Here is an 11,275-nt window from a genome sequence, read left to right as displayed (position 1 = left end):
TCAGCCTGCTGCCGGTTGCAGCGCCCGACAGAGGTCCGCGAGCGTCTCCATCCGGTCGACGGCGACGACGTCCAGCAGCACACCCAGCTCCTGCTCGAACTCGACGATGAGTTCCGCGACGACGAGGCTGTCGATCTCCAGCTCGGCCAGCTGCATGGCACCGGTGTAGCGCGGCGCGTCGCCGACCGGCGGCACGGAGAGCACCCGCTTCGCCACCGCGTCAAGGGTTTCCTCGTCGATCACCGTGTCGACGTGGACACTCTCCACGCTCAACCAACTCCATCCATGAATAGCTCCTCGGACCGTTCGTCGGCGGCGGTACCGGACACCACCGCGATGCGCACCGGGACCGCCAGGAACGGCCGGCCGGCGAGGTGGGAACGGACGTGGCTGGCGAGTTCGTCCGCCATGACTCCGGCGTCGAGGGTCGTCACCTCGGCGGCGAGCCGCGATCCGCCGTCCTCGGCGACCTCCACCGAGGCCCTGGCCGAGGCGACCGCGGGGTGCGAGTCGAGGACCGAGGTCACCTCGGCCAGGTCGACGACCAGCACGACCGTACCGTCGGGTGCGCGGAGCGGCGTGAGTCTGGGGCCGCCGTCCGTCGCCGGCGCGGCGCTGACCGGGTCGTCTCCGGCCAGCCGTGCGCGGAAGGTGGCGACGAACCTGGTGAAGGTGGCCTGCGACATGGTCGCGCCGTCGACGGTCAGCCGGACGCCCAGCCCGTCGGGCCGCTCGTTCGCGGCGATCCGCAGGCCGTCGACGGTCCGGAGCAACGTCGGGGTGTACGCGCCGCGCTCGATGGCGATCGCGCCGCCGTCGGCGTCGTCGCGGTCGGCGGTGTCCTCCAGGTACGTCATCGACAGGGTGTCGTGGACCGGACGGCCCAGGCGTCGGACGGCTGTCGCCCACATGTCGTCCAACGCCTGCCGCGTGACGTTGCGGCGCGAGGTCGCGGACATCAACTCCCGCCGCACCTGCACCAGCAGATCGGCGGGCCGGGCCGGACGGTCCAGCACGACCGGCACGACGACGTCGAACATGCCGACGACGCCCTGGTCGGCGTGACGCCGGCCGTTGAGCTTCATCGAGACGACGATGCGGTCCTGCGGCGTCATCAGGAACACGGTGGCCGCGAACGACGCGAGGAGCCGCTGGACGGTGCTGAAGCCGGCGGCTTGCCAGCGCTCGCGCACATCCTTCCATTCGTCTCCACCCACGGTCAGCAGCTCGGTGTGGGCGACGGCCCCGGACGGCCCGCCGAGACCCGGAAGGAACTGGCACCGGGGCGGCAGCCACGGGCCACGCTGCCGCCAGTACGCGGACACCGCGTGGGCGCGCGCCGAGTCGGCGGCGGCGGCCTGGCCGGTCACCGCTGCGAGGTAGTCGGCGTCCGCCGGGTCGGCGTCGGTCCTGCCGCCGAAGTAGGCGTCCCACAGGTCGCGTACGACGATCATCCGGGCGGTGGCGTCGACGGCGTAGTCGGAGAACACCCCGAGCACAGCGTGCAGAGTCGGGGTGAACCGCAGCAACCGCAGCACGAACGGGTACTCGACCGTGAGGTCGAAGGGGCGCTTGATGTCAGCGGCCAGCACGGAGCGTACGTAGCGTGTGAACTGCTCGGTGTCGTTCGCCGTGACCTGGGTCGTCGTCACGAGCCGACGATCGTCGGGCATCGGCCGGACCCACTGGACGGGTTCGCCGTCGAGCGTCGTGACACCGATCCGCAGCGCCGCGTGCCGGGCGACCGTCGACCGCACCGCGCCGACGAATGCGGCGACGTCCAGCGGGCCGGCGACCTGGTAGGACATCCAGACCGCCGCGCCCTGCTCCGGCGTCCTCAGCAGGGCGCGATGGTGCGCGAGCTGGCCCGGCAGCAAGGGATGAACGACAGCGGTGTCGAGATCGGCCGCCCCAAGGCGGGTGTGTCGCGACGACATACGGTCCTCATCCCAGCAGCAGTGGTCACCTACCGGAGGCCAGTTCAAGATCGGCAGATTAGCAACTCCCCGGAAACCGTCAAGGAATCCGCACTTGAACGAGGGTCGGCGGTGGGTGCGAACGCGCGATCGCGCGGATCCGTTGACGGTCCACCTTCCCGTGCGGGGTGAGCGGCAGCGCGTGGACCGCGACGCAACGGTCCGGCGTCTTGGCCGGTTCGAGGCGGCGCGCCAGCTCCGTCAGCACCTCGCTCTCGGGCAGGACGGTGGCCACCACGACGGTGAGCGGGTTCGTCTCGTCCGGCGCGACGGCGGCAGCCCCGTCGACGCCGTCGATGTCCATGGCCGCCGCTTCGATCTCGGCGATGCTCGACCGCACGCCCCGGTGCTTGAAGACGTCATCGCCGCGACCGTGCAGATACAGGTAGTCGTCGACGTCCAGGTGGCCTCGGTCGCCCGTGTGCAGCCGCGGGCCACCTGCGGTCGCCCGGAAGGTGGCGGCGCTCAGCTGGCGGTCGCGCCAGTATCCGGCCATGACGTTCGCGCCCTCGACGACGACCTCGCCGACTTCGCCGGGAGGTAGTGGTCGACCCTGACGGTCGACGACCCGTACGACGGTGCCGGGGATCGCGCGCCCGACCGACCCTGGGCGTTCCAGGTCACCGTCCGGCTCCAGGATCGTGGCTCGCTTGCATTCCGTCAGTCCGTACATCTGGACCACGGCCGCGCCCGGGAACGCGGCGCGCAGCCCGTCGGCGAGTCGTGGCGACATCCGGGCGCCGGTGTTCGTGAACATCCGGACCGACCGCGGGGCCGGGAGCGCTGTCCTGGCCACGAGCCGGAGCAGCGCGGTGGCGATCTCCGGTACGACGGGCACGACGGTGGCCCGCGCGCTGGTTATCCGTTCGAGGAGGGCGATCCCCTCGCCTGCCTCGAGCGCCTCCCACTGCGCGCCCGCAGCCGTGGCGAGCAGGATCTGGTAGAGCCCGTAGTCGAACGAGGGCGGCACGCAGGAGAGCACGACGTCGTCCGGCCGGTAGTCGAGGACCTGCCCGATCGCCCGGGTCGAGAAGAGGACGCTGTCGTGCGGACAGACCACCCCCTTGGGCCGCGCGCTGCTGCCCGACGTGTACATCAGGAGGGCGGGCACCTCCAGGCCACCGTCGGCACGGCGGGCAACGGCCTGGTCCGCGTCCCCGACCGGCGCATCGAGCGTCTCCAGGATCTCGCGGAACTGTCCCGACGACCAGGTGCGGGCGGACACCTCGACGGCTACGGGGTCGATCCCCACCACCAGGGCTGGTTCGAGGTCGGCGAGTACCGCCCGAAGTTGGAACGGACGCATCATGGCCGACAGCGGCGCCAGCGTCAGGTCCGCGTACGCCGCCGCGAACAGGATCGCGGCGAAGCCGGCGCCGCCGGACCGCACGGCGATCCGGTCCCCCGGCAGCAGGCCCAGTGCGCGAAACAGACCGGCCAGGTTGACGCTTCGCCGCCGGAGTTCCTGGTAGCTCCACCGATGACTGCGGTCGACGACCGCGGTGCGACGGGGATGCCGTCGCGCGGCGGTGTCCAGCAGGGTGTGGATCCGCATGTCAGGACCGGGCCGAGATCGCCCTGGCGGCGGGGCTCAACGCCCGACCGCACGATGCCGTCTGCGCTCCTCCGGCAGCATCTGGCTGAATTGGTACCATCCCCCCGCGCAGGCCTGGGCGACGACACGAAGCGACTCGTGGCAGTGCGCAGGGACGTTTCCAGCGGTGTTCGACGACTGCGAGATGAAGGCGAGCGTCCCGGTGAGCAGCCGGAGCAGGGCCTTGCCGTGGTCCGTGTAGCGCAGCGCGGGATCCTGGCGGAGCCGCTCCAGTTGCAGTCGGATGCTGGCAGCGAGCTCCTGGTCCGTCGCCGGCAGCCCGTCGGCGGACGAGACGGCTGCCAGCTCGGCCAGCGGCGTGGCCGGGGTCTTCTGCCCGGCCGGGACGCAGGCGCCGCCTCCGAGCGCCTTACGGCGGACGTCGAAGGCCGTCCCGACTGAGATGCCGGACCGGCGGGCCACCTCGCGCAGGCTGGCATCGGGCTCGCGACGCACGATCGCCTCCGCCAACCGCCGGCCTTCTTCTGTCGAGACCGGGTGCCGCCGGCCGTCTCGGCCGATCCGGACGTCCTGGTGGTGGCCCGTGTCCAGGGAACGCCGCCGCAGGCCGGCGACGGTCTTGGCAGCGACGCCGCACACCGCCGCTATCCGGCGGTCGGACCACTGGGGGTGCGAGGCGAGGATCCGCTTGGCAGCGGCCAGCCGATCCCGGGCGCTCAGCGGCAGGCCGTGCTCGAGGTTCAGCTGCACCGCGGCCACGAAGGCGTCCGCGTCGGAACCGTCGAAGTACACGACCGGCACGTGGCGGTCACCCCGCACCCGCGCGGCGCGTAGCCGGTGCATGCCGTCCACCACCCGCAGCGAGGACCGCTGGACGACGATCGGTGGCAGCTCGACGGTCAGCTCGACGAGCGTCGTGACGTGCCGTGCACTGATCCCGTCCAGTCTCGGTGAGAAGCCGACCCGCAACGATCGCACGTCGGCCACGTCGACCTCCGGAACCGCTGCCTCCCCCGCCTGGGCGGACTGTGCGGTGGAGTCGCCATCCGGTCGTCTCTTCATTCGTCCCTCGCGCCAAGTCGCCACAGTGAGAATGGTTGCGCTGACGCTGATCGCCCCGTGCACCTGTGACAACACACAGTCGCACTTCCCGACGATTTGGGCCCGCCGCCATTACCCGTCCGTCACGAAATACCCGTGGCGGCCATGCTACAACCCGCAGGCAGACGCCTTCCAGACCGCGGCAGACAGCAATTCGAACGGTAACGACGGACGTACCGACAGTTCGACTTCACGCAGGTCGGGGCAGCTCAACAGCATCAGCGCGTAAACGCCCCGCGGACAGTCGGTAATTGTCCGACGCAGAAATCGCCGCAGTCCATGTCGAATTGCGACCGAGCAACACGGAGGGTGGTGGCCCTCTGACGCAAAATGGGCCACGAGTATGCTTGTGGATCACCATCACGGTCGGTACTATGCAGGCCCCAAGACCGTTGGCCAGTTATCCGGCCGAAGGCGGGCGTGGCGTTCGAGAAATGCCGTTCGCCCTTGCTCGACTAAACACTTCAGAGACACCAGCAAACCAATTAGGACGTACGGGCGGGGGCCAATGCCACAGGAATTGAAGCTGCCGGCCACTGTCGTCGCGCACCGCCACCCCGCCCGGCCGTCGGGCGGGTCGTCAGCATGTGGGGCACCGGCCGCCGGAGCAGGCGTCCTGCCGGGGCGCGGGCTTCGGGGGCGGAGTCCTGCCGGCCCCGCGACACGGGCTGCGGGGTGAGCCCTACGACGCGGGCACGGACGCGCCTGAGTCGCCCGACGGTCGATCCGGTGGCCGCGGCGCGGAGACAGACACCCGCGCCGGGTCCGCGACGACGGTTCGCCCGACACCACGCACCAGAGCGGAGCGGCAGTCGTGACTGAGCGGGAGACCAACCGGGTGCTGGTGCTGCGCCCTCTCGCCGTGCTCAAGCTCTACACCGCTCCCTGGCGCCGCGACACCGAGGTGGCGGCACTCGAGTCGCTACGCGGACGCGCGCCGGTACCCGAGGTCATCGGCAGCGCGACATTCGGGCGGCACAGCGCGGCCCTCATCCGGTACGTGCGGGGCAGCGCACCGAACCGCGCCAGCGCCCTCGACGTGCGGGCATCGGTCGCCGCGTTGGGGGCCGCGCACAGGGTCACCGGCCCCGCCTTCGGTCGGCTGCACGCGCCCGACCAACCGAGTTGGGCCGGGTTCCTGGCGGGCCGGCTCGACGCGTACGCCCAGACACTGACCACGTTGGGTCTCACCACGCAGGCGCGGCAGTGCCGGACCCTGCGCCACGCGCTCGACATGATCGGGGACGCGCGCCCCCACCTGCTGCACAGCGACCCGAACCCCGGCAACGTCGTCATGGCCGAACACGGCCCGGTCCTGCTCGACTGGGAACTGGCGACCTTCGGCGACCCCGAACTGGACCTGGTCAGGCTGGCCTGGGAGTGGCGTCTGCCGCCGGCGCGGTGGCCGGAGTGGGTCGGGCTCGACCCACGGTCGCCCACCGTCGACCTCTACCTGCGGCTGCACCTGTTCAGCCGCCTGATGAGCGCGAGCAGCAGGCCGGGGGCCGCCTCGGCGGCGCTGGCGCACCGCTGCCTGACCGAGCTGACCGACCTGTACGACGGCGTCCACTCCCCCGGAGGCTCCGATGCAAGTTGACGCGGCCATCGACATCCTGACCTCGGTGGTACCGCAGGCGGCCCCGCTGGGAGCGACACCGGTCACGAAGGGCATCTTCAGCACCGGATGGCGGGTACACGCCACCGGCGGCGACTACCTGGTCAAGATCAACGAAGATTCCCGGGCCGCGGACGACTTCCTGGGAGCCCGCAGGGCCACCGAGATCGCGCTGGCGCACGGCGTGCCGGTGCCGCGCCTGCTGGGTTCGGGCTCGGACGGCGACGGGCACGCCTTCCTCGTCCAGGAGTGGATCGACGGCACGGACGCCGAGGACCACTTCGCCGCCCGGGACGGGCGGGAGCGGCGGCGGGTACTCGAACGGCTGGGCGCGGTGCTGGCCCGGCTGCACGACATCCCCTACACCGCGCAGGGACCGACCAGCATCCACGACACGGTCGCGGTCAAGGTCCGTCGCTACGCCGCCCGGGCAGCCAGGTTGGAGATATTCACCCCCAGCGATCTTGATCGGCTCGTCGCCAAACTGCTGGAACTGGTCACCGAGGTGCTGCCGCCGATGTCTCCGCGGCTGACCCACCTCGATGTGCACCTGCCCAACGTGCTGGTCGACGCAGCCGGCGACGTGTGGCTGCTGGACATGGACTTCGCCCGGCCCGGTGACCCGGTGGAGGACTTCGTGAAGCTCGACTGGTGGTGCTTCGCGGACGACACCGAACGCGCGGCGTTCCACACCGCCTATGCGGCGCACCGGACCCACCCGACCCCGCCACGTGACGTCGAAGCCGGGCTGCACCTGCACAAAATCATCACGGCTCTCTCCTACGTCGCACTCTTCGCCGAGAAGGAGCCACAGGAAGTGGCCGAATGGAAGCAGCGCCTCAGCGACGAGCGCCGGTCGGCGGCCCGGCTACTCGGAGAGGCAGTGACATGACATTCGAAGGCTACGACCTGGTGGTCGTCGGATCCGGCCTGTTCGGATTGACGATCGCCGAGCGGACCGCCGCCGAGTTGGACAAGCGGGTCCTGGTCCTGGAACGGCGCGACCATCACGGTGGCAACGCCTACTCGGAGGTCGATCCCGACACCGGAATCGAGGTGCACAGATATGGCCCCCATATCTTCCACACCTCGAACGAGCGAATCTGGGCCTACGTCAACCGTTTCACCGAGTTCACCGGATACCGGCACAAGGCTTTCACCCTCTATCAGGGGCAGGTGTATCCCCTGCCGGTCAACCTCGCGACGATCTGCCAATTCTTCGGCCGCTACCTCACCCCGGACGAGGCACGGGCACTGATCGCCGGACAGGCGGCCGAGATCGGTCAGCTCCCCCCTGACCCGAGCCACGAGGAAAAGGGCATCTCACTGGTGGGACGGCCCCTCTACGACGCGTTCTTCCGGGGATACACGGCCAAGCAGTGGCAGACGGACCCGAAGGAACTTCCCGGGTCGGTCATCGCCCGGCTGCCGGTCCGGTTCGACTTCAACAACCGGTACTTCAACGACACGTACGAAGGCCTCCCGGTCGACGGGTACACCGCCTGGCTGTCGCGGATGGCGGCCGATCCACGCATCGACCTGCGCCTGAACACGGACTTCTTCGAGCTGGCCGACGCCATTCCGGACGGGACGCCGGTCGTCTACACCGGGCCGCTGGACCGCTACTTCCGCTACAGCGGGGGTCGGCTCGGCTGGCGCACGCTCGACTTCGAGCGGGAGGTGGCGCCGGTGCGCGACTACCAAGGGACCACGACGATCAACTACGCCGAGGAGTCGGTGCCGTTCACCCGCAACGTGGAGTACCGCCACATGCACCCGGAACGGTCGTACCGCAGCGACCGCACGGTGCTGGTCCGGGAGTACTCACGCTCCGCCGGCGACCAGGACGAGCCGTACTACCCGATCAACACGGCCGGAGACCGGGACGCGCTGCGGACGTACCGGATGCTGGCCCGGCAGGAGACCGCCGAGCGCAACGTGCTCTTCGGCGGACGGCTCGGCACCTACCAGTACCTGGACATGCACATGGCGATCGGTTCCGCGCTGGCGATGTTCGAGAACCGGATCGTGCCCTACTTCCGCGATCGGCGCCCGCTCGGGTCCACCGGTCCGACCACCGACGACAAAGAGTAGGCACCATCTTGCAGACGATCACCGTGCTGGGCCGCGTCGTGGCGATCCTGTTCGCCGCGCACGCGGTCTGGGTACTCGTTTGGATCATCGTGGCGGCACGGGCGGTCCGCGACCGCCCTGCGGCGCCGGCCGCGCCCCCCGCGGACCTTCCCGTCATCGTGGTCATGCTGCCGGCCCTGCGCGAGCAGCGACTGGTACGCGAGACGCTGGAATCGTTCGCCACCGCGCGGTATCCCGGGACGTTGATATCGGTCGCCATCACCAGCGAACGCGAGACGGCCGAACGTGCCGCCCAGGAGGCGGCCCTGCCCGCCGTGGTCTCCGAACTGCGCGGTCTGGCCAGGCGTGGCAGCCGCGAGCGGGCACTGGAGAAGGTGCTCGCGCCGTCGGTGATCGCCGCGACCCTCGACGAGCTGGAGCGGACGTCACCGGACGAGTGGCCCGGCGTGCTGCGCCGCGCCTTCGACGCGACGCCCACCACCGAGGAGCTGTGCCGGCGGATCACCGCCGAGTTGAACGGCAGGCCCGGTACGCACCGCTCGTGCCACGTCCACTTCCCCCACACCGACGGGCGCAAGGGTTCCCAGCTCAACTACGCGGTGGAGCTGCTGCCCGAGCTGTTGCCGGGCGTCGACCCGGACAGCGTCTACCTGGCCGTCTACGACTTCGACGCGGTGGCCCACGGGGAGACGTTCGTGGCGGTGGGAGACCTGGTGCGTGCGGCGGTCGCCGCGGGCCGCCGTCCGCCGGCGCTGCTGCACCAGGTGCAGCTGCCGCTGCGCTTCCGTGCCCCCTTCGCCCCCGGTGCCGACGGCGCCCTCATGCGCGGGCAGGTGCTGTACTGGCTGCGGCGCGGCCTGGCCGTCGAGGTCGGGCGGATCCTCCAGAACGACCTGCTGCGCCGCAGCCCGCGCCTGGTGCGACTGCTCGCCGCGCCGTTCCGCCCGATGATCTACGCGATCGGCTCGGGGACGTTCGTCCATCTCGGCGCGTGGCGCGAGCTCGGCCCGTTCCCGGAGATGCAGGAGCCGGTCGGGCACCGTGCCTCGCTGCTCGGCGTCGAGCAGGCGCTGGTCCCGAGCTTCAACCTGACCGAGCCCTACTACCAGACCAGGTCGATGATGAACGGGTGGGCCAACGTCTGCTACGGCAGCCTGGGGGTCGCCCGGGAACTGGACCACGTACGCCCCTATCCGTCACCGGTCAGCCGGCCGGGCAAATGGCTGCTGGTGGCGAAGGAGCTGTTCGACATCGGCATCTGGTTCGCCGGAGTGCTGCTCATCCCCGCCGGGCTGGTGATCACGGCGACCGGGGGCGGCTGGTGGACCGTGCTCGCCGTCGGCGCCGGCCTGGTGGCGTATCCCCTCACCGCCGTCCTGCTGCTGGCGCTGCTGCCGCGACTGGGCGGGATCGACCGCCAGGACCGCTCCGTCAGTTGGTTGACCGGGATACGTCCGCGGCTGACGCTCGTGGCGACGTTCGTCGCCGCGCCCTTCGTCAGCGCCACCGGCCCGTGGCTGATGTTCCTGCGCATGCTCCGCTCCTGGCGGGTGGGCACGCCGGTGCTGTCCGGGAAGACCGAACGGTAGACCGGTCCTCGCGTCGCTCACGACGCAGGAGGCGCTTGAGTGGCATCGCCCAAGCGCCTCCTGCCGTCACACGAGTGACTTCGAGGCGGGCAGGTCGCGGTCGGCGTCCGGGTCGAAGAACCGGGTGAGGAAGTCCTGCTGCCAGGCGCGCGGCTCCGGCAGGTCCCACTGGCCGTACTCGCTGAGCAGGCGCTCCGGCTCCGGGCACCGTTGCCGCAGCGCGGTGAGGGCGTCCGCGGGGACGGCGTCCGGAAAGAGCATCCGCAGGTGCGCGAGCCCGTAGTAGACGGGCCCGGCCACCGCGTACTCGTCCACCCGCTCGAGCAACAGGTCCCACGAGAGGTCCGGGCCGGCACGGCGTACGACTTCGGCGATGTCGACGTACTTGAGCAACTGCCGGTGCTTGCCCCGGTTCATGAACCTGAGGGCCGTCGAGGTCTTGTAGATGTGGGCGGAGAGATCGATGACCGCGTCCTCGACGGACGGCACGAGGAACGAGGCGTCCCCGTACCGGTGGCGGTCGGCGTGCGCCAGGACGGCACCGACCGGAACGTCGTAGCCCTTGCCGGGCAGCGCCAACGAGACGTTGATGTCGACGCTGACGATCGGCCGGTGGAACTCGCCGAACTTGTTCATCTTGGGCAGGTCGCTGCCGTACAGACGCCAGAAGGCCCGCTCCCGCTTGCTCAGCGGGACGATGTCGACGCGCGTCGGGTTGCCTTCCACGTAACCGAGTCCTTCGAGCGCCTTGACCAGGGTGGTCGCCTCCTCCCTGGTGACGAGGACGTCCAGGTCACCCATCGGTCGCGTGCCCGGCTCCTGGTAGACCGCGAAGGCCAGATGGCCGCCCTTGCGCATGAGCACCGTGATGCCCTGCTCCGCCGCGGCGTCGCTGATCGCCCGGACCTCAGCCAGCATGAGCTCGTTGGCACGTTGCGTGTCCCGGTAGGCGGAGTACAGGAGCAGCACGACGGGAGAATCGATGCCCGCGACCCTTTCGGTGGTCAGCAGGCGCCAGAGATGCCAGCCCACGAGGGGGGCGACGCGGTGCCTGGCGGCCTGCACGGCGAAGTGCCCCCAGTCCAGGCGTGGTGCGTCCTGACTGATGATCGCACGCACACGAGCCATTTGCGGATCCGTCACATGCTGCCTGCTGAGCAGGAGCAACAACTCCGATTCGGCTGACAACTCGGCCATTCGGCCTCCTTCTCGACGGTGCCCGGGCATCGCACAGCACTGGCTCGACCACTCGTCCGCAGTGGCCACGAGATCACTCAACGTGAGGGCTTGCCCCGGGGGCGGGCGGCAGAGTTTAACGGTCCCCGGAAGGCTTTTCACCCGCCTG

At 70.3% G+C, this 11,275-nt stretch carries 9 protein-coding genes; 4 read left to right on the top strand and 5 right to left on the bottom strand.

Going from position 1 to position 11,275, the window contains the following annotated elements:
• The 4 genes from CLT72_RS31795 to CLT72_RS02735 all read right to left on the bottom strand — a co-directional run bounded on the left by CLT72_RS31795 (window position 1) and on the right by CLT72_RS02735 (window position 4,518).
• Window positions 1-267, bottom strand: coding sequence for an acyl carrier protein (locus CLT72_RS31795; RefSeq protein WP_250101137.1), 267 nt, complete (start codon window positions 265-267; stop codon window positions 1-3).
• 2 nt (window positions 268-269) lie between these two features.
• Window positions 270-1,877 carry a condensation domain-containing protein gene (locus CLT72_RS02745; RefSeq protein WP_158241952.1) on the bottom strand — a complete coding sequence of 536 codons (1,608 nt, stop codon included), beginning with the start codon at window positions 1,875-1,877 and terminating at the stop codon, window positions 270-272.
• Between the two features lie 139 nt (window positions 1,878-2,016).
• On the bottom strand, window positions 2,017-3,531 hold the full coding sequence (locus CLT72_RS02740) for a class I adenylate-forming enzyme family protein (RefSeq protein ID WP_101409366.1): 1,515 nt from the start codon (window positions 3,529-3,531) through the stop codon (window positions 2,017-2,019).
• A 36-nt stretch (window positions 3,532-3,567) separates the two neighbouring features.
• Entirely contained in the window at window positions 3,568-4,518 is a 951-nt protein-coding gene (locus CLT72_RS02735) for a ParB/RepB/Spo0J family partition protein (protein WP_158241951.1), read from the bottom strand.
• 928 nt (window positions 4,519-5,446) lie between these two features.
• Here CLT72_RS02735 and CLT72_RS02730 point away from each other — a divergent pair.
• Genes CLT72_RS02730 through CLT72_RS02715 form a run of 4 tightly spaced genes read left to right on the top strand, consistent with a single transcriptional unit; the run spans window position 5,447 to window position 9,930 of the window.
• Window positions 5,447-6,229 carry a phosphotransferase family protein gene (locus tag CLT72_RS02730; protein ID WP_158241950.1) on the top strand — a complete coding sequence of 261 codons (783 nt, stop codon included), beginning with the start codon at window positions 5,447-5,449 and terminating at the stop codon, window positions 6,227-6,229.
• Complete coding sequence (locus tag CLT72_RS02725) at window positions 6,219-7,139, top strand: phosphotransferase family protein (RefSeq protein ID WP_101409363.1); 921 nt, start codon at window positions 6,219-6,221, stop codon at window positions 7,137-7,139. The genes CLT72_RS02730 and CLT72_RS02725 overlap by 11 nt, the downstream gene beginning before the upstream one ends.
• Window positions 7,136-8,341 (top strand): UDP-galactopyranose mutase, encoded by a 1,206-nt coding sequence (glf, locus tag CLT72_RS02720; protein ID WP_101409362.1) that lies wholly within the window; start codon window positions 7,136-7,138, stop codon window positions 8,339-8,341. Before CLT72_RS02725 ends, glf begins: the two co-directional genes overlap by 4 nt.
• Window positions 8,342-8,349: 8 nt before the next feature.
• Window positions 8,350-9,930: a hypothetical protein gene (locus tag CLT72_RS02715; RefSeq protein ID WP_101409361.1), complete on the top strand. Its 1,581-nt coding sequence runs from the start codon at window positions 8,350-8,352 to the stop codon at window positions 9,928-9,930.
• 66 nt (window positions 9,931-9,996) lie between these two features.
• Here the strand turns inward: CLT72_RS02715 and CLT72_RS02710 are convergent, their stop codons facing one another.
• The gene (locus tag CLT72_RS02710; RefSeq protein WP_158241949.1) at window positions 9,997-11,058 is read right to left on the bottom strand and encodes a nucleotidyltransferase family protein; all 1,062 of its coding nucleotides are present in this window, start codon (window positions 11,056-11,058) and stop codon (window positions 9,997-9,999) included.
• Between the last annotated feature and the right edge of the window lie 217 nt (window positions 11,059-11,275).

Source organism: Micromonospora sp. CNZ309 (assembly GCF_002846525.1).
Note: the sequence above shows the minus strand (reverse complement) of the source record. Positions and strands in the feature narration are given on the sequence as shown.

Coding starts and splice junctions, on each gene's coding strand:
- CLT72_RS02710 (WP_158241949.1), bottom strand. CDS start 11,058: ATGGCTCGTGTGCGTGCGATCATCAGTCAGGACGCACCACGCCTGGAC.
- glf (WP_101409362.1), top strand. CDS start 7,136: ATGACATTCGAAGGCTACGACCTGGTGGTCGTCGGATCCGGCCTGTTC.
- CLT72_RS02725 (WP_101409363.1), top strand. CDS start 6,219: ATGCAAGTTGACGCGGCCATCGACATCCTGACCTCGGTGGTACCGCAG.
- CLT72_RS02740 (WP_101409366.1), bottom strand. CDS start 3,531: ATGCGGATCCACACCCTGCTGGACACCGCCGCGCGACGGCATCCCCGT.